Annotated in this window: 14 protein-coding genes and 1 other RNA gene; 5 read left to right on the top strand and 10 right to left on the bottom strand. The window is 65.4% G+C overall.

Features of this window, described 5'->3' with window-relative positions:
• The first annotated feature begins 109 nt into the window (after positions 1-109).
• The gene (locus XdyCFBP7245_RS08980) at positions 110-1,429 is read left to right on the top strand and encodes an MFS transporter (protein WP_104615348.1); all 1,320 of its coding nucleotides are present in this window, start codon (positions 110-112) and stop codon (positions 1,427-1,429) included.
• A 94-nt stretch (positions 1,430-1,523) separates the two neighbouring features.
• Here the strand turns inward: XdyCFBP7245_RS08980 and XdyCFBP7245_RS08975 are convergent, their stop codons facing one another.
• From XdyCFBP7245_RS08975 to XdyCFBP7245_RS08960, 4 genes are all read right to left on the bottom strand, one after another.
• A complete protein-coding gene (locus tag XdyCFBP7245_RS08975; protein ID WP_104615347.1) occupies positions 1,524-2,555 on the bottom strand; it encodes a LacI family DNA-binding transcriptional regulator in 1,032 nt (343 codons plus the stop codon).
• A 405-nt stretch (positions 2,556-2,960) separates the two neighbouring features.
• Entirely contained in the window at positions 2,961-3,701 is a 741-nt protein-coding gene (gene phbB, locus XdyCFBP7245_RS08970; RefSeq protein WP_055848354.1) for an acetoacetyl-CoA reductase, read from the bottom strand.
• A 169-nt stretch (positions 3,702-3,870) separates the two neighbouring features.
• Positions 3,871-5,199, bottom strand: a complete 1,329-nt coding sequence (locus tag XdyCFBP7245_RS08965; RefSeq protein ID WP_104615346.1) for a CitMHS family transporter — start codon at positions 5,197-5,199, stop codon at positions 3,871-3,873.
• Between the two features lie 220 nt (positions 5,200-5,419).
• On the bottom strand, positions 5,420-6,613 hold the full coding sequence (locus tag XdyCFBP7245_RS08960; RefSeq protein WP_104615345.1) for an OprO/OprP family phosphate-selective porin: 1,194 nt from the start codon (positions 6,611-6,613) through the stop codon (positions 5,420-5,422).
• A 264-nt stretch (positions 6,614-6,877) separates the two neighbouring features.
• On the opposite strand from XdyCFBP7245_RS08960, the gene XdyCFBP7245_RS08955 reads away from it, so the two are divergent.
• From XdyCFBP7245_RS08955 to XdyCFBP7245_RS08940, 4 genes are all read left to right on the top strand, one after another.
• Positions 6,878-7,579 (top strand): response regulator transcription factor, encoded by a 702-nt coding sequence (locus XdyCFBP7245_RS08955; protein ID WP_104615344.1) that lies wholly within the window; start codon positions 6,878-6,880, stop codon positions 7,577-7,579.
• On the top strand, positions 7,572-8,957 hold the full coding sequence (locus XdyCFBP7245_RS08950; protein WP_104615343.1) for a sensor histidine kinase: 1,386 nt from the start codon (positions 7,572-7,574) through the stop codon (positions 8,955-8,957). Before XdyCFBP7245_RS08955 ends, XdyCFBP7245_RS08950 begins: the two co-directional genes overlap by 8 nt.
• Positions 8,957-10,006: an ABC transporter substrate-binding protein gene (locus XdyCFBP7245_RS08945; RefSeq protein WP_104615424.1), complete on the top strand. Its 1,050-nt coding sequence runs from the start codon at positions 8,957-8,959 to the stop codon at positions 10,004-10,006. Before XdyCFBP7245_RS08950 ends, XdyCFBP7245_RS08945 begins: the two co-directional genes overlap by 1 nt.
• A 193-nt stretch (positions 10,007-10,199) precedes the next feature.
• Positions 10,200-10,838: a response regulator gene (locus tag XdyCFBP7245_RS08940; protein WP_055850273.1), complete on the top strand. Its 639-nt coding sequence runs from the start codon at positions 10,200-10,202 to the stop codon at positions 10,836-10,838.
• Between the two features lie 38 nt (positions 10,839-10,876).
• Here the strand turns inward: XdyCFBP7245_RS08940 and XdyCFBP7245_RS08935 are convergent.
• The 6 genes from XdyCFBP7245_RS08935 to XdyCFBP7245_RS08910 all read right to left on the bottom strand — a co-directional run bounded on the left by XdyCFBP7245_RS08935 (position 10,877) and on the right by XdyCFBP7245_RS08910 (position 17,522).
• Positions 10,877-10,952, bottom strand: a non-coding RNA gene (locus XdyCFBP7245_RS08935) — sX9 sRNA.
• A 133-nt stretch (positions 10,953-11,085) separates the two neighbouring features.
• A complete protein-coding gene (locus XdyCFBP7245_RS08930; RefSeq protein ID WP_170068591.1) occupies positions 11,086-11,457 on the bottom strand; it encodes an Atu4866 domain-containing protein in 372 nt (123 codons plus the stop codon).
• Positions 11,458-11,468: 11 nt separating this feature from the next.
• Complete coding sequence (locus XdyCFBP7245_RS08925; RefSeq protein WP_104615341.1) at positions 11,469-12,014, bottom strand: nuclear transport factor 2 family protein; 546 nt, start codon at positions 12,012-12,014, stop codon at positions 11,469-11,471.
• A gap of 16 nt (positions 12,015-12,030) precedes the next feature.
• Positions 12,031-13,101 (bottom strand): aldo/keto reductase, encoded by a 1,071-nt coding sequence (locus XdyCFBP7245_RS08920; RefSeq protein WP_104615340.1) that lies wholly within the window; start codon positions 13,099-13,101, stop codon positions 12,031-12,033.
• Positions 13,102-13,492: 391 nt separating this feature from the next.
• The gene (locus XdyCFBP7245_RS08915) at positions 13,493-16,144 is read right to left on the bottom strand and encodes a hybrid sensor histidine kinase/response regulator (RefSeq protein ID WP_104615339.1); all 2,652 of its coding nucleotides are present in this window, start codon (positions 16,142-16,144) and stop codon (positions 13,493-13,495) included.
• A gap of 205 nt (positions 16,145-16,349) precedes the next feature.
• Entirely contained in the window at positions 16,350-17,522 is a 1,173-nt protein-coding gene (locus tag XdyCFBP7245_RS08910; protein WP_104615338.1) for an OprO/OprP family phosphate-selective porin, read from the bottom strand.
• Positions 17,523-17,636: the final 114 nt, after the last annotated feature.

Below are 17,636 nucleotides of genomic sequence, written 5' to 3'. Positions count from 1 at the left end.
ATTTTCGCAGCTGCCGCGTGTTGCGTCGCAGCGTTACAATCGATTGCATCACCGGCAGGGTACAGTGCGCTGCGGCCACTGGGAGCCGCACCGATGCCCAAGGCCTTGCATGTCGTCGACCGCTCCTTCGCTCTCTTTCGCGCGCATCCTGGCGCTCAACGCCGGTTTCTTCGGTGTGCAGTACAGCTTCGGGTTGCAGCAAAGCAACATGAGCCCGATCTACAACTACCTGGGCGCCGACCACGCCAGCCTGCCGTATCTGTGGCTGGCCGGCCCGATCACCGGGCTGGTGCTGCAGCCATTCGTTGGCGCGTGGAGCGACCGCTCGGTCACGCGCTGGGGCCGCCGCATGCCGTACATGGTGGTGGGCGCGCTGGTGTGCAGCCTGTGCCTGCTGGCGATGCCGTTCAGCACCGCGCTGTGGATGGCGGTGTGCCTGCTGTGGGTGCTGGATGCGGCCAACAACGTGGCGATGGAGCCCTACCGTGCGTTGGTCAGCGACGTGCTCGCACCACCTCAGCGGCCACTCGGGTATCTCACGCAGAGCGCGTTCACCGGCCTGGCGCAGACGTTGGCGTATCTGACTCCGCCGCTGCTGGTGTGGTTCGGCATGAATCAGGATGCCGCCAACGCGCACCATATTCCCTACGTCACCATTGCTGCGTTCGTGATCGGTGCGGGGTTTTCGGCCGCGTCCATCCTGCTCACCGCGCGCAGCGTGCGCGAGCCTGCAATCGCGCCGGCAGAGATCGCGCGCATGCGTCAGACCGGTGCAGGGCTGGGCGCAACGGTGCGCGAAATCGGCAGCGCCCTGCGCGCGATGCCGCCAACCATGCGTCAGCTGGCGCCGGTGATGTTGTTCCAGTGGTACGGGATTTTCTGCTACTGGCAGTACATCGTGCTGTCGCTGTCGACCACCTTGTTCGGCACCACCGACGCCACCTCGCACGGGTTTCGCGAGGCCGGTCTGGTCAATGGGCAGATCGGTGGGTTCTACAATTTCATCGCGTTTCTGGCGGCATTTGCGATGGTGCCGGTGGTGCGCCGCTTCGGCCCCAAATACACGCACGCGGCCTGTCTGCTGGCGGCCGGCGTCGGTATGTGGGTGTTGCCGGGCATCGAGAACCGTTGGTTGTTGTTGTTGCCGATGATCGGAATCGGGCTGGCCTGGGCCAGCATGATGGGCAATCCGTATCTGATGCTCGCCGACAGCATTCCGCCCGAGCGCACCGGTGTGTACATGGGCTTGTTCAACCTGTTTATCGTGCTGCCGATGCTGATCCAGATCGTCACCCTGCCGCTGTATTACGAGCGGTTGCTGCACGGCGACCCGCGCAATGTGATCCGCCTGGCCGGTGCATTGATGCTGGCTGCAGCGGTGGCAATGCTATGCGTGCGCATTCGCAAGCCCAAGGCTGTCGCGGCGTAACCGCTCGTTTGCGTTGTTATGCCGGCCACAGTAGCGAGTGTGAACGCGCCGCCGCCGCACAGCGCGCACCCTCTTACGATTCCCGATTCCAGCCTCACGCCGACTCGCGCACCACCAGTTTCACCGGCATTTCAACCGATTGCACCGCCTCGCCCGCGATCAGCGCCAGCAGCCGGTCCACCAGCAAGCGCGCGGCCAGGCCCAGATCCTGCCGCACGGTGGTCAGCGGTGGCTGGCTGTAGGCGGCCAGCGGAATATCGTCGAAACCTACCAGCGAGATGTCCTGCGGCACGCGATGGCCGGCTTCGACCAGGGCGCGGATGGCGCCCACGGCAATCACATCGGAGGCCGCAAACAGTCCATCCGGCGGGTCGGTCTTCTTGAGCATGGCGCGGGTGAGGCGGTAGGCGTCTTCGCTGACGAAATGGCTGCGCGCATGCAGGCGGGTATCGAACTCCAGCCCGTGCTGCTCCAATGCATGACGGTAACCGGCAAACCGCGGCGCCACTTCGGGTAACTGGTCGTCGCCCAGAAACGCGATGCGCTTGCGGCCGCTGGCGATCAGGTGTTCGGTGGCGAGCGCGCCGCCCTGGAAGTTGTCGCTGCCGACGCTGATATAGGCCTGCCCGTCGATGCGGCTGCCCCATACGGCCATCGGCAGGCCATCACGCGCGGCTTTGTCCAGTGCGGCATGTTCGGAACTCTGCCCCAGCACGATCACGCCATCGGAGCGGCTGCCGCGGGCAAGCTGTTCCACCCAGCCATCCTGGTGCCGGTCCAGCTTGGACAGCAGCATGCTGTAGCCGCGCCCGGTGAGTTCTTCGGCCAGCAACGCCAGCATGGTCATCAGAAACGGATCGGATAGCGGTTGATCCAGTGCGTGCATCATCGGCACCGCAACGCTCACCGTGTTGGAGCGTTTGGCACGCAAGCTGCGTGCGACCGGGTCGACCTGGTAGCCGGCGTCGGCGGCAATCTGCTTGATATAGGCGCGGGTGCGCTCTGCCACCACTGGGCTGCCGGCAAGGGCGCGCGACACGGTGGACTCGGACACGCCCGCCATGCGGGCGATGTCGGCCATCTGCGGGCGGGCATTCTGCGGGGTGCGTTCTGAGGGTTTGGCCATGGCAGCGCACTGCGGAAAAACCAGAGTGTAATCAGTTCGCACTGGAGGCGCGTCGTTTGCGCAGTGGCGGCCGCTTGTGCGCAACGGCGCAACGCCATCGCGCACACGCGTCCTAGCCTTGCGATCGCGGTTGCGTGGCGAGTGCCGGGAGAGTGCTGCGGCTGGACAGCGCATCATTGTGCATCCGGACATTGGGCGAAGAACCGGCAACAAAACGTAGCGGGCGGTTGCCAGGCGGGTGTGGGTGGCATACAGGAACCGGAGTGTGATGGGTCGTACCTGCCGATGCCGAGCATCGGCCGCTCCTGTTTGCTGGTCGCGTCGTCGTTTGGTTGGTCGCGTTGCGTGATCGCGGCTCGCGTGCCGAGGTGCACTCCGACAACCGCTTGCAGACCACTGTCCGTGTCAGCCCATATACAGGCCGCCGTTGACCGCGTAGTCGGCGCCGGTCACATAGGCGGCATCGTCGGAGGCCAGCCATGCGCACAGGCCGGCGACTTCTGCAGGCTTGCCCAGCCGACGCATCGGCACCGAGGTGGCCAGGCGATCGAGCACGTCCGGCGGAAAACTGCTGATCGATGCACTGGCGATATAGCCGGGCGAAATGGTGTTGACGGTGACCCCGCGCGAGGCCACTTCCTGCGCCAGCGCACGGCTGAAGCCATGCATCGCGGCCTTGGCGGTGGCGAAGTTGATTTGCCCGATCTGGCCCTTGTGCGCACTGACCGAGCCGATGTTGACGATGCGCCCCCAACCGCGCGACGTCATGCCATCCACCACCTGCTTGGAGATGTTGAACAGCGAATGCAGGTTGCTGGCGATCACTGCATTCCAGTCGTCGCGCGTCATCTGGCGGAACAAGGTGTCGCGGCTACCGCCTGCGTTGTTGACCAGCACATCGATCTCGCCGACTTCGGCCTTGACCTTGGCAAAGGCCGCCACCGTGGAATCCCAATCGGCGGCATTGCCTTCGGAGGCGACGAAGTCGAAGCCCTGCTCGCGCTGCTCGCGCAACCAGGCCGACTTACGCGGCGAATTGGGCCCGCAACCGGCAACCACGGTGTGCCCGCTGCGCGCCAGCTTCTGGCAGATCGCGGTGCCGACACTGCCCATGCCGCTGGTGACGTATGCGATGCGAAGCGTCATTGGTGTAACTCCTTTGGAGTTGGGAATGGGGAATCGGGAGTGGGGAATCGGTAGAGCAGGAAGCCGCCTTTGCGGCCGGCGTTCTCCATGTGGAGGTCAGGAACCGTCACGACAGCACAGCGCCGCTCTTACGATTCCCCATTTCCGATTCCCCATTCCCGGCGCGCGATCAGCGCGCCAACGGAAACAAGCCAAACAACAACCCGCCGCCAAGCATCAGCATCGAAATCAACACCGCCCACTTCAGCGTGAAGCGTTGATGGTCGGCAAAGTCGACCTTGGCCAGGCCGACCAGCAGATAGGTCGAGGGCACCAACGGGCTTAGCAGATGCACCGGCTGGCCGGCAAGCGAGGCGCGGGCCATTTCCACCGGTGTGATGCCGTAGTGGCCGGCCGCCTCGGACAGGATCGGCAGCACGCCGAAGTAGAACGCGTCGTTAGACATGAAGAACGTAAACGGCATGCTGACGATCGCCGTGATCACCGCCAGATACGGGCCCCAGCTGTCCGGGATCACTGCCAGAAAACTGCGCGACATCGCTTCCACCATGCCGGTGTTGGACAGGATGCCGGTGAAGATGCCGGCGGCAAAGATCAGCGACACCACCGACAGTACGTTGCCGGCGTGATTGACCAGGCGGCGGCGTTGTTCGGCCAGGTTGGGGTAGTTGATCATCAATGCCAGTGCGAAGCCGATCATGAACAGCACCGGCATCGGCAGGATGCCCACCACCAGTGCGGCCATCAGCGCCAGGGTCAGAATCAGATTGACCCACAGCAGCTTGGGACGCTTCATGTCCTCGGTGTCTTCCACGCGCGGCAAGGCGTCGTTGTCTTCGGGGATGCTGGTGTCCAGCCAATTGCCATCGGCCGGCAGGCGCACCACGCCCAGGCGGCGGCGCTCGCGCATGCCCAGATACCACGCCAGCGCGATGATGCCGGCAATCGCCAGCAACATCGCCGGCACCAGCGGCACGAACACATCGCCCGCATCCACGTGCAGGGCAGTAGCGGCGCGTGCGGTCGGGCCGCCCCACGGAGTGAGATTCATCACGCCGCTGGCCAAGATGGTCACGCAAGTGAGGTTGAGCGCATTCATGCCCAGGCGCTGGTACAGCGGCAGCATCGCCGACACGGTGATCATGTAGGTGGTGGAGCCGTCGCCATCGAGTGAGATCAGCATTGCCAGGACCGCGGTGCCCATCACGATCTTCAGCGGGTCGCCCTTGACCAGCCGCAGGATGCGCCCGACCAGTGGATCGAACAGCCCGGCATCGATCATCACCCCGAAGTAGAGGATGGCGAACATCAGCATCACGCCGGTGGGCGCGATCTTCTTGATGCCCTCGAGCATCATGTCGTTGATGCCGGTGCCGAAGCCGCCCAGCAGTGCGAACACGATCGGCACCGTGATCAGAGCCACCAGCGGCGACAGCCGCTTGCTCATGATCAGGTACATGAAGGTGATCACCATTCCGAAACCGAGCGCGGTCAGCATGCGGGCAAATCCTTTGGGGCGTGCAGCAGGGAGAGGGTGGAGCGCACCGTTGCGCAGGAGACGGCGCAGTGGTGATACACAAGAAACGTAAAAATGCTGCTCATTGCGTCACTGCCGCAATGGCAAAAGCGACAATCTTCGTGCGTGCACGGCGCTTGCGCCGCATCGCGGCGACGCCTGCCGACATACGTTTGGAACCGTGGCGCCACGCAGCAGTGCATCAGAAGTCGTACTGAAACCGGCCGGTGACCGCCAGCGTGTGATCGACCAACGCATTCATCGTGCGGTCGCGGTTACGGCTGTCGATCACGTTGAGCATGACGCGCAGATTAGGCTTGAAATACCAGTTGCCACCCAAGGTCCACGACTGCGTGCTGGCATCTATAAAGTTGGGCTGGCCATCCAGATGTTGGTCGCCGCGCATGTAGTCGTAGCGCAATGCAAGCTCGAACGCGCCGCTGGGGCGATTGGGCGTTTTGATACGGCTGAACCGGCCGGTCTTGCGATCGTAGCCGCGCGATTCGCCGGTCACGAACCAGCTGACTAGGCCATAGCTTGCCAACACCTTGGCGTGCTGGCTGCCATCGTCGAGCAGGCCGCCACTGAATTCGCTCTGCCACGACCAGGGGCCAAGGACTTCGGCATATTCCAACGACCACTTGTCGAAGTCGGTATCGCGGCCATCGGCAAACCGCGCCAGCGTGATGCGGCTATTGTTGGCCAGGTCGTTTTCCGGGCGCGGGCGGATCAACAGCGATGCCGCACCGTCGCTGCCCGGATGCGAATAGCGCTCATGCGCCAATGAAATGCCGAGGTGACGCAGGCGCGCTTCGCCCATCTCCGGTGCAAAGGTCAGACGTGTGCCCAGCGCGCCGCCCTTGGTGGACGAGTTGTCGATGCTTTCCAGGCTGTAGAGCGCCGTGGACCAGGTGGCATCCGGGCGATTGGCCTGCCAGGAAATGGCCTTGCGATAGATCGGCGCCAGCGTGGTGGAGGCATAGCCGCGTTCCAGGAACGGGCCATAGTTGGACCCGGTGCGATCGTCCAGCGAAAAGTATTGCTTGAACTGGCCCACGGTCAGCGTACCGGCGGAAAACTTCTTGGCGATGTACACATCGCGCGCCAGGATGCCGCGGCCGCCGGCTTCGTATTGCAGGCCGGCAAATTCGGCCTCGGCCTTGTAATTGAAGCCATAGAACTTGCCTGCCACATCGAGCCACACACGGCGGAACTGGGTGTCGTTGCGCTCGGGCGTGCCGCGGTCGTCGTTGTCGAACATGGTGAAATCCCAGTGCACCCGTCCGCCCAGTTCGGCGGTGACCGGGCCCGCGTCATCGGCCGCGCGCGCCGCCGGTGCCAGGCAGATCGCCGCGCAGGCGGTGAAGGCGCGCAGACGCAAAGTGTCGTTGCTCACAGACCCTCCCAGGTGCATGTGTGAATCACGTTCAGCGATGCACCACGACGATCGCCGTGGCGCGTTGGCTTCAGCCTAGTCCCGCGAAGCTGTCATGGACCTGTCGTTTTGGGGCGGGAATGGGGAGTCGGGAATGGGGAGTCGGGAATAGGGAATCGCAAGAGCGTTAAGAGCTTTTGTCCGCGAGGGCTGTTACCTTCCGGCCGCGGCCAACCGCTGTTCCGATTCCCCATTCCCCATTCCCCATTGTCGATTCCCCGCCCAATGCGCCTGCTGCTAGTCGAAGACAATGCCGATCTCGCCGATGCCATCGTGCGGCGCATGCGCCGTAGCGGGCATGCGGTGGATTGGCAGGCCGACGGGTTGGCGGCGGCCAGCGTGCTGCGCTATCAGAGCTTCGATCTGGTGGTGCTGGATATCGGCCTGCCCAAGCTCGATGGGCTGCGCGTGCTGGCCGGGATGCGCGAGCGTGGCGATACCACGCCGGTGCTGATGCTTACCGCGCGCGATGGCATCGAAGACCGCGTGCAGGCGCTGGACGTGGGCGCGGACGATTACCTCGGCAAGCCGTTCGATTTCCGCGAATTCGAGGCGCGCTGCCGCGTGTTGCTGCGCCGCAATCGCGGCCAGGCCAGCGAAGTGGTGCAAATCGGCGGATTCGTGTTCGACAACGCTGCGCACACGGTGATGCTCGATGGCGCGCCGATCGAATTGCCCAACCGCGAATACCGCCTGCTGGAAATCCTGATCGGGCGGCTGGGCCATGTGGTCGGCAAGGACGAAATCGGCAACGGGCTGTTCGGCTTCGACGACGATGCCGGGCCCAATGCGATCGAGCTGTATGTCGGCCGTCTGCGCCGCAAGCTGGCCAGCGCGCCGTTGCGCATCGTCACCGTGCGCGGTGCCGGCTACAAACTCGAAGAAGCCGACCCGCATGCGCCGGTGGAGCCGGGCAGCGATGGCTGAGCCGCTGACGGTGGCGCCGTCGATCCGGCGCACCTTGCTGCTGTATCTGGGCAGCCTGTCGCTGCTGGGGGCGGTGGTGCTGTTTTTTGCAGCACGCGATTATGGCGAGCGTGCCGCCAATCGGTCCTACGATCACCTGTTGGTGTCCTCGGCGCTGTCCATCATCGATAGCGTGGCGCTGGTCGGTGGCGACTGGCAGGTGGATCTGCCTTACGCCTCGCTGGATCTGCTTGGCATGGCGCCGGAAGATCGCGTGTTCTACCGCGTGTTCGATGCGCAGGGTCGCACCATCACCGGCGAAGACATGTTGCCGTTGCCGGCGCGCGCGCCCAGCGATGAGCGCCCGTTGCTGTTCGATGCACAGTACAGCGGCGAGCCGGTGCGCTTTGCGGTGGTGATGCATCGGGTGGCCTCGGCGTCCGGGCAGGGCGAGGTGCGGGTGCAGGTGGGCCAGACCCGGCGCGCGCGCGATGCGGTGGCGCGCGATGTGGTGCTCAATGCCTTGGTCGCGATCGCTGTGTTGTCGCTGCTGGCGTTGGGGTTGGTCTGGCTGGGCGTGTACCGCGCATTGCGGCCATTGCAACGCATCGAGCGCGACCTGTCGCGTCGCGAGCCATCGGATCTCAAACCGCTCAACGTGCCGGCGCCGCAGGAAATGCAGTTGATGGTGACCGCGCTCAATCGCTTCATGGCGCGGCTGTCGTCCAGCAACGAGACCTTGCGTGCGTTCATGGCCGAGGCCGCGCACCAGATGCGCACACCCCTGGCCGCGTTGCGTGCGCAGGCGCAGCTGGCCATGGACGACGACGACCCGCGCGACATGCAACGCAGCCTGGCCGCGATCGAGCGCAACGCCAGCCACATGAGCCGCCTGCTCAATCAATTGCTCAGCGATGCCAGCGTGATCCATCGCTCCAACCTGCAGCGTTTTGCCACGGTGGACCTGGCCGAGGTGCTGCACCAGGCATTGCATGAAGCACTGCCGCGCAGCGACGGCGCGCCACGTGTGCAACTGGCCATCGACCCGCAACCGGCGCTGCTGCGCGGCGACGCGTTGCTGCTGCGCGAAGCGCTCAAGAATCTGATCGACAACGCCTGCAAATACGGTGGCGCCGCGCCGCTGCAGGTGGCTTTGACCAGCGACGGTAATCAGCACGTGCTGACCATCGCCGACCACGGCCCGGGCATTCCGGCCGCCGAAGCCGAGCGCGTGTTCGAGCGTTTCGTGCGCGGTCCGGATGCACCTGCGGGCGGCGCGGGCCTGGGGCTTGCCATCGTCAAGCGCGTGGTCGAAGCGCATGGCGGGCGTATCGATCTGGCCAATCGCATCGGTGGCGGATTGATCGCCTCGTTGCATTTCCCCGGGGGAACCGCATGATGCGCAGGCTGTGGGCAATGGTGCTGCTGCTGGTGCACGGTTTGGCCTGGGCAGCGCCGGGCGATGTGCGGCGCTTCCCCGCGCAGGGGCCGATGCATGCGCAGCTCCGCGTGCAGGGGTCCACCGATCTGGAAGTCTTCGGCGCGGTCATTCAGGACTACCAACGCCTGCATCCCGGTACCGAGGTGATCTACGAGGATGTGATTGCCTGGGACATCTATGATCACTATCTGCATCCGGGTGCCGGTGCGCCGACGGCGGACATGCTGATCAGCGCCAGCATGGATCTGCAGACCAAGCTGGTGAACGACGGGCACGCGCTGGCTCACCGCTCCGCGCAGACCGAAGTGCTGCCGGCCTGGGCGCAATGGCGGCATGAAGTGTTCGGCATCAGCTACGAGCCGGTGGCCATCGTCTACAACACGCGCAAACTCGACGCCGCACGCGTCCCGCGCACGCGCCGCCAGCTGCTGGCCTTATTGCGCGCGCCCGATGCGCCGTTGCGCGGCAAGGTGGGCACCTACGATGTGGAGCGCAGCGGCGTGGGCTACTTGTTCGCCACCCAGGACGGGCAGGTGGGCAGCATTGCCGGCGCTTTGCTGGCCGCGTTGGGCGCAAATCAGGTCAAGCTGGAAGAGCGCACCGGCACCTTGCTCGACCGTGTCAGTCGCGGCGAACTGCTGTTGGCCTACAACGTGCTTGGTTCCTACGCGCAGGCGCGTATCGATGCCGGTGCGCCGCTGGGCATCGTGCAGCCGCAGGACTACACGCTGGTGGCGCTGCGCACCGCGGTGATTCCCAAGACCGCACCGCATGCGCCGGAAGCGCGCAGGTTTCTCGACTATCTGCTGTCGCCCCGCGGGCAGCAGGTGCTCTCGCGCGAAGCGCGGCTGATGCCGATCCTGCCGTCCGCCGGTGGCCGTGGCGGCTCGGCGCAACCGCCGTTCCGGCCGATTCCGCTCGGCCCCGGTTTGCTGGTGTATCTGGACAAGCTCAAACGCCGCCAGTTCCTGGAAGCGTGGCGTGCGAGTACGCAGCCGCCGCGCTAGGGCGTGGCATTCGCGGTGATGCAGAGCATCATGCTGGTGTGGCCGTTGCCGGCCAGCATCATCGGCGGTCGCACAATGCCGATACAGTGGTCGCCTGCTCCGCACAGTGTCAGCGGGCCTCAGTCACTAGCCGTGGGCAGCCAGCCAAGCGCAGGTGCGGCACACCGACGCGCCCATGTGCCAGACTTGGCAGATGGCCGATCTCACCATTCTCGTCGCCGACGACCACCCGCTGTTCCGTGCCGCCGTGATCCACGTATTGCAGCAGACCCTGCCGCAGGCGCAGGTCGTGGAAGCCTCCAGCGCCGCCACGCTGAGCGCGATGTTGCGCTCGCACCCGCAGGCAGAGCTGGTACTGCTGGATCTGGCCATGCCGGGCGCGCGCGGCTTCTCGGCGCTGTTGCATGTGCGCGGCGAGCATCCGGATATCCCGGTGGTGGTGATCTCCTCCAACGATCACCCGCGGGTGATCCGGCGTGCGCAGCAGTTTGGCGCGGCCGGCTTCATTCCCAAATCCACGCCGGCCGAATCCATCGGCACCGCCGTGGCCAGTGTGCTGGACGGCGGCACCTGGTTTCCGCCAATGACCGCCGAGCGCTCGGAGGCGGACGCGCAACTGGCATCCAAGCTCGCCCAGCTCACTCCACAGCAGTTCCGCGTGCTGCTGAGCCTGGCCGATGGCCTGCTCAACAAGCAGATCGCCCACGAACTCGGTCTGGCCGAAAACACCGTCAAGGTGCACGTCACCGCCATCTTGAAAAAGCTCGACTGCTACAGCCGCACGCAAGCGGCGGTGCTGGTCAAGGCGCTGGAGCCGGAGGGCGAGGGCTGAGGGCTGAGGGCTGGCGGCATCGCTGAGGGGCTTGAAGCGGCGCCGAAACGTCGCGAACAGTCGTCAGTTGGGTGTGGACGGCGCACTCAGAATCGCAGTGGGCGAGTGGTGCATGCCGCAGCGAGCACAGGCTGCGCAGTTGCTGTGTTCGCCGCTCTTGGTTGATCGGGGCAGGCCGTGTGCTGAAGATCGATGTCGGCCGGGCGCATCGTGGTCTGAAAGTACGCGCTGCCGTCCATGACGCATGTCAGTCCGCTAGCTGGCGATAGAACACCATGCCGCCGTGGTGCAGCTCGTCGGCGCTGACAAAGCGGCCGTCGGCAGTGAACCCGCTGTCGTCCCAGTAGTGGATGGTGTTGCCGGTGACTTCATACCGGCCCTGATAGGCGCTTTGCCGTGCATGGCGTGCTTCGTCGTAACGGCCGTTGGCCAACAAGGCTTGGCGGATCTGCCCATCGCGGGTGACCCACATGCCGACGTAGGAATGCTGTTGCATGGGCGTGTCCCTGTGGAGTGGGGAAGGCGTCGCCGCCGCATGGCGTGCAGTGTCGGCAAGCGGGGTGGCGTTGCAGAGCACGGCGGTACCCGCGCCGAGTGCAACGGCAATAGCGGCGCTCATACGTGCATCGGTCATGTGTCTGTCCTGCGTTGCAGTTGGGCGGGTGCACGCTGCAGCACAGCGTCGTAGGCGGCCAGATCCAGATACGCATCGACTTGGACAGCCTTGCCGTCGCGCATCCGCAGGATCCACACGTACTGATTGCGATAGATGTCGCCGCTGGGCAAGTCGGCAGCGCCTTGCCATTGCACGATGACGTGCTCGCCATCGGCCCAGAGCTGCCGCTGCAACGGGCGCAACGGCGATGCCAGGCGCTCGGTCAAGGGGCGCACGGCTTTGTCGATCAATGTGTCGCGGCCATGCAAGGTGCCGGCGCTGGGGCCGGAGCCGTGGATGGTCCACACCACGTCCGGCGACAGCAGTTCTTCGAAGAATCCGGTGCCGCCTGCCTGCCAGCGCGCGAATGCGGCATCGACGCGTTGCGTATTGCATATCTGCTGCGATGTGCCGGCGCAGCTGTCGGCGGCGGCTGCGGGCACCGGAGCGATTGCCCCGGCTGCGGTGAACGCGCTGGCGGCGATGAACAGTGCTGCCGCGATAGCGGATGGTCTGGTCATGTGGTGCTCCTTTGCGTCAGCTGCGCAGTTGCAGCGCGTGCCTGCCGTAGATCAGCTGCTGCGCCATCGGCCGGCCGATGAAACGCTCCGGGAAGATCGGCGCCAGGCCGCTGACCTGATCCAGCTGCGCCAGCTGGTCGTCGCTGAACACGATCTCCAGCGCGCCGAAGTTGTCTTCGGCCTGTTGCAGCGTGCGTGCGCCCATTACCGGCGAAACGACCGCCGGATTGCGCAAGGTCCAGGCAAGCGCCACTTGCGCGCGCGAGGCGCCCAACTCGTTGGCCACCGTGCCAACTACATCGGCGATCTCCAGCGAGCGCGCAGTGAGATGCCCGGTCGAGGCGATCACGCCCTTGCGGCTTGTGGACACATCCGCCGCGTTGTCGTCGGACAGATCCGCGCGGCTGTACTTGCCGGTCAGAATGCCGCCGCCCAGTGGCGACCACGGCAATACGCCCAGGTCCAGCTCGCGCGCCATCGGTAGCAACTCATGTTCGACGGTGCGTTCGACCAGGCTGTATTCGATCTGCAGCGCGACCAAGGGTGACCAGCCACGCAAATCGGCCAGCGTCTGCAATTGCGCCACGCGCCATGCGGGCGTGTTGCAGATGCCGATGTACAACACCTTGCCCGACTGCACCAGATGCTCCAGCCCGCGCATCACTTCGTCCGGCGAGGTAGTGAAGTCCCATGCGTGCAGATACAACAGGTCGATGCGATCGGTGTCGAGTTGACGCAGGCTGGTCTCCACCGAGCGGATCAGGTTGAGACGGTGATTGCCGCCGGAATTGATGTTGTCTGCATCGCGCGCCATGGTGAATTTGGTCGCCACCACAAAGCGCTCGCGACGCGGCTTGATCAGGCTGCCGACGATGCGCTCGGAGCCGCCTTTGGTGTAATTGACCGCGGTGTCGATGAAATTACCGCCGCGGTCTACATAGGCATCGAAGATACGCTTGGCTTCGCCTGCATCCGCGCCCCAGCCCCATTCCTCGCCGAAGGTCATGGTGCCCAGCGATAGCGGCGAGACGCGCAGCCCGGAGCGGCCGAGCAGGCGATAGTGGTCCAGGGAAAGTGTCTGATTCATGCCTTGTATCTCCCGGCAGTGGTGTCGTGCGTCATGCGATGTACTGTGCCGCCGGCCGGTGAGTCAGCGTGAGCCTGGTGATCCGGCATCCTTGCCTGATCGTCCGGATCGTGCGCGCCGCACCTTGACGCAGCGTGGCGCAATGCCTGGCAGGCCGTGCAGCGTTCGGTTGGATGGGTGTGGTGCGCCTGCCGTGTCGATCGCAAGGTACTAACGCGCATGCACGTTGTGGTCGCGCGTCTCAAAGAGACCTCAATGTGCGCTGTCCTGGCGCGGCGCGTGAACGATCACGCCCGCATCCGCCGCGTTCTCGATGCACAAGAGCAGATCCGAGATGACGCGAATCGGCGGCTGCTGATCTCGCTACGGAAACCAGAGTCCCGCGACCGAATCACCCACGCCGCAGCAGCATCTGCGTCATCAGCGCGCGCAGCGCAGGCGGGCGGACCGGCTTGGACAGAAAGCCCCAGCCCAATTCCTGTGCATGTTCGCGCAGGGCCGGGTCGGGCTCGGCGGTGACCAGGATGATGCGCGGCTCGCGCTGCCAGCAGCCCACCAATTGCGGCAGCAGCATCGGGCCGTAGTGCGCGCCCATGCGCACATCCAGCAGCAGCAATTCCGGTGCGTCGTCGGCGCTGGCGCTGGCCAGCGCTTCGTCCGGGCCGCCGGAAAAATCCACGCGGCATTCCCAGCGTTCCAGCAGGGCGCGGGTGGCCTCGCAGACACGCGGGTCGTCGTCAACGCACCACACCCGGCAGCCGTGCAGGATGGGGTCGTTGCCGTGTTCGGCGGTGGCGGTGACGGTGGGCGGCGGCAACTGCGTGGCGATGGCGGCGTGCTCGCCGATCGGCACGGTGACCGAAAACACGCTGCCGCTGCCAAGCGTTGAATGCAGGCCGATGCGGTGGCCCAGCAGGCGGCCGATCCGTTCGACAATCGCCAGCCCCAGCCCGGCGCCGCGGTCGTTGGCCACGCCATCGTCCAGACGGCGGAATTCTTCGAAGATTTCGTGCTGCAAGGCATCCGGAATGCCGGGGCCCTGGTCATGCACTTCAATGCGCAGCCAGCCACCGCGCCGACGGCAGCCGATCAGCACGCGCCCGCGCGGGGTGTAGCGGATCGCATTGGACAAAAAATTCTGCAGGATGCGACGCAGCAGGGTTGCGTCGCTCAATACCACCACCGATGTCGGCACCCACTCCAGCACCAGGCCGCGGTCTTCGGCCAGGATGCCGAACTCGCGCGCCAGCGTTTCCAGCAAGGGTGCCAGTGCGAAGTCGCGCACCTGCGTCTTCAGGCTGCCGGCTTCCAGGCGCGAGATGTCGAGCAGGCTGTTGAGGATGGCGTCCTGCGCGGCGAGTGCGCCGTCGATGTTGTCGACCACGCGCGCACTGCCGGGCTCGCGCACCTGTCCGCGCAACACCGACACGAACATGCGCGCGGCATTGAGCGGCTGCAGCAGGTCGTGCACCGCTGAGGCGACAAAGCGGGTCTTGTAGCGGTTGGCGCTTTCGGCCTCGCGTTTGGCGGCGGCCAGATCGCGGGTGCGCTCGGCCACGCGATGTTCCAGTGCATCGGCCAGCGAGCGCAGTTCGCGGGCGGCATTCTTGTAGCTGGTGATGTCGGCGTAACTGGTGACGAACCCGCCATCGGGCAGCGGATTGCCGCGGATTTCCAGCACCGTGCCGTCTTCTTTCTCGCTTTCACGCATGTGCGGCTTGCCGCTGCGCAGATGCTTGAGTCGCCGCTCGATGGCCGCCTCGATCGGCCCCGGCCCCAGCAGCCCGCGGCGGGCATTGAAGCGGAATAGGTCTTCGATCGGCCGGCCGATCTTGAGCAACTCCGGCGGGAAGCGGAACAGTTCCACATAGCGCGAATTCCATGCCACCAGATTGAGCGCCTCGTCGATCACCACCACGCCTTGTGGCAGATGTTCCAGGCTGCGGCTCAGGCCGGCGTTGGATTGCTGCGCGGCGGTGACCACGCCGTCCTGGGCGGTGCGCAGTTCTTCGGCATGTTGTTGCAGCAGGGTTTCCAGCTCATGCCGGCTGCGCTGACGCAGCGCCGACAGCCGCCGGCGCTGCTGCACGAACAACCATAGCAACGCCAGCGCCAGCCACGCACCGGCCGCAGCGATGGCAGCCGCGCGCCCGGCCGCGGCGCTGGCGCGGGTGTCGTGCAGCAGATGCAGGCGCCAGCCGCTTTCGGGAACTTCCAGCGTCTGCCACAGCACTGGCGCGGCCAGTTGCGGGTCGCGCACCTCGGCCAGCACACCGCCGTTGCCGGTCTGTTCGATCAAGCGCCGACGCAGCGGCAGCAGCCCCTGATTGGCGTACTGGCGGGTGCTCTGCAACTCGGTGCGGTCGCGCGGGGTGAGCGGCGCCAGCATGCGGTAGCGCCAGCTGGCGCGGCTGGCCAGAAACACCACGCCATGCGCATCGGAGGCCAGCACGATATCCGGCGTCTGCAGCCATTCGCGCTCCAGTGCGGCCAGCGCGATCTTGATCACCACCACGCCCTGCACCTGACCGGCAGCATCGACGATGGCCTGCGACAGGAAATAGCCCGGCTCGCTGGTGGTCATGCCGATGCCGTAAAAACTGCCGCTGCCGGTGGCCAGCGCCTGCTGGTAATACGGGCGGAAGGCGTAATCCACACCGACATTGCTGCGCACCGCGCGCCAGTTGCTGGCCGCCAGCGCAATGCCGCTGCGGTCGATCAGCGTCAGCGTGGACGACTGGGTGACATTGTTGGCACGTTCGAGTTTGCGATTGAGTTGCTGCACCTGTGCCGGCGACAACGGGCCGGCGACTGCTGCGCGCAGCTCCGGGTCCAGCGCCAGAATCTGCGGCAGCGTGCGATAACGGTCGATGCGTTGTTGCAGCGCTTGCGCATACAGGCGCAGCTGACGGTGCACGGTGGCGCTTTCTTCGCGCAGTGCGTTCTGTTCGACAAAGTGCCCGGCCGCCAGCATGGCCACGACCATCCCGCCCAGCACGATGACCAGGGTGAGCAGCAGACGGCGGCGTTGCGAGGCATACATGCCGTCAAGTATGGCGTTCTGCTCCCGCACGCGCAGCCATCGCTCGATCGCGCGACAGACACGCGCGCCCAAACGACAACGGCCGCACCCGTGACAGGATGCGGCCGTATCGGAACATCGGCTGCCGTCTAAGACGACAGCAGCCCGTGAATCACACCAGCGTGCGGCTGTGCATTGCCCGCGCGCTGGATTGCGTCAGCGATGCTTAGAACTGCACCTGCGCGCGCAGCTCCATCACATGCGGGGTTTCATGCACGCCGTTGCGCGAGGAATCCACCCAGCTGTAGTTGGCCTGGAACTTGAAGTGGCTGGTGAGGTACCAGTTGGCGCCGATGGTGGTGTCGTGCTGACGGCCGCCGTGGACGTTGTTGTCTTCCAGATTCAGGCGGCTGTAGCGGGCGGTCAGTTCGACGGCGCCGTAGTCGTGTGCAGGCTTGATGTTGCCCGGCACGCCGCCGGCATAGCTGCGCGACTCGCCGGTCAGCGACCAGGTGCCGTACACGTACTGGCCCTGGGCAATGAAGTGCGGCTGGCCGGCATTACGCGCCACTTCGGCACGCAGCGCTTCGCTCTGCAGCGAGAACGGGCCATGGATCCAGACCGCTTCCACGCCGGTGCGGATCACGTGGTCCACATCGAGGATGGTGCCGGTGTCGATCAGACGCACGTCGGTCAGACCGGCTTCCGGGCGGGCACGCAGGCGCACGCGCGGGCTGAAGGACACGCCGCGGCCGTCGCTGAAACCGCGCGGGTTTTCGACCGAGCCGGCGATGCCCAGGTGCAGCACGTCGCCTTCGGCCTTGAACGGGGTCCATGCCGCATGCACGGCCTGGGTGGTGCCCGGGTTGTCGCCCTGCAGATCCTTGCCGCCATACGCGCCGGCCTGCAGGAGGTACTGCGGACGCTCCAGGGTCCATTCCACGCCGGTCCGGCGGCCCTGGAACACGGCCTGCACCGGCAGGCCCAGCTCCATGAAGCTGCCCGCACGCGAACTCTGCACCGCTTCCAGACCCACCGGCACCTTCATGTAGCCCATACGCACGCGGCCGTAATCCTGGCCCAGCAGCGCCTTGGTCTCGAAGCGATAGAACACGTCCAGCCACAGCTTGGCTTCGAAGTCGAAATACACCATGGCGTCGTAGACGCCTTTCTTCTTGATGGTGGCGCCGAATTCCTTGCGGCGGAAATCATTGCGGTCTTCCAGGCGGTCGTCGCCGGAGAAGTTGTTGTCGTCGTAGGCGTAGTTGCCGGTCAGGCCCAGCTCGGTGCCGTCACCGAAGGTGTACTTGGTCGGCCAGTTTTCGATCGAGGTGGCTGCATTGGCAGCGGCGGGGACGATGGCGATAGCCAACGCCAGAACAAGCAGATTGAGGCGCATAGGGAATGGTCTTCGGCAATGAAAGGGGTCGGGCGTCCTGCCATGGCGGTCGCGGTGAACAGCTTCAGCAAGCGCGCAGGTCCGGGCGGCGACGGCACAGAAACGTCGGTGTCT

Source organism: Xanthomonas dyei (genome assembly GCF_002939865.1).
Taxonomy (GTDB): Bacteria; Pseudomonadota; Gammaproteobacteria; order Xanthomonadales; family Xanthomonadaceae; genus Xanthomonas; species Xanthomonas dyei.
The sequence above is the reverse complement of the archived record's forward strand: the minus strand, read 5'-3'. Positions and strand labels throughout refer to the sequence as shown.

Coding starts and splice junctions, on each gene's coding strand:
- XdyCFBP7245_RS08980 (WP_104615348.1), top strand. CDS start 110: ATGTCGTCGACCGCTCCTTCGCTCTCTTTCGCGCGCATCCTGGCGCTC.
- XdyCFBP7245_RS08975 (WP_104615347.1), bottom strand. CDS start 2,555: ATGGCCAAACCCTCAGAACGCACCCCGCAGAATGCCCGCCCGCAGATG.
- phbB (WP_055848354.1), bottom strand. CDS start 3,701: ATGACGCTTCGCATCGCATACGTCACCAGCGGCATGGGCAGTGTCGGC.
- XdyCFBP7245_RS08965 (WP_104615346.1), bottom strand. CDS start 5,199: ATGCTGACCGCGCTCGGTTTCGGAATGGTGATCACCTTCATGTACCTG.
- XdyCFBP7245_RS08955 (WP_104615344.1), top strand. CDS start 6,878: ATGCGCCTGCTGCTAGTCGAAGACAATGCCGATCTCGCCGATGCCATC.
- XdyCFBP7245_RS08950 (WP_104615343.1), top strand. CDS start 7,572: ATGGCTGAGCCGCTGACGGTGGCGCCGTCGATCCGGCGCACCTTGCTG.
- XdyCFBP7245_RS08945 (WP_104615424.1), top strand. CDS start 8,957: ATGCGCAGGCTGTGGGCAATGGTGCTGCTGCTGGTGCACGGTTTGGCC.
- XdyCFBP7245_RS08940 (WP_055850273.1), top strand. CDS start 10,200: ATGGCCGATCTCACCATTCTCGTCGCCGACGACCACCCGCTGTTCCGT.
- XdyCFBP7245_RS08930 (WP_170068591.1), bottom strand. CDS start 11,457: ATGAGCGCCGCTATTGCCGTTGCACTCGGCGCGGGTACCGCCGTGCTC.
- XdyCFBP7245_RS08925 (WP_104615341.1), bottom strand. CDS start 12,014: ATGACCAGACCATCCGCTATCGCGGCAGCACTGTTCATCGCCGCCAGC.
- XdyCFBP7245_RS08920 (WP_104615340.1), bottom strand. CDS start 13,101: ATGAATCAGACACTTTCCCTGGACCACTATCGCCTGCTCGGCCGCTCC.
- XdyCFBP7245_RS08915 (WP_104615339.1), bottom strand. CDS start 16,144: ATGTATGCCTCGCAACGCCGCCGTCTGCTGCTCACCCTGGTCATCGTG.
- XdyCFBP7245_RS08910 (WP_104615338.1), bottom strand. CDS start 17,522: ATGCGCCTCAATCTGCTTGTTCTGGCGTTGGCTATCGCCATCGTCCCC.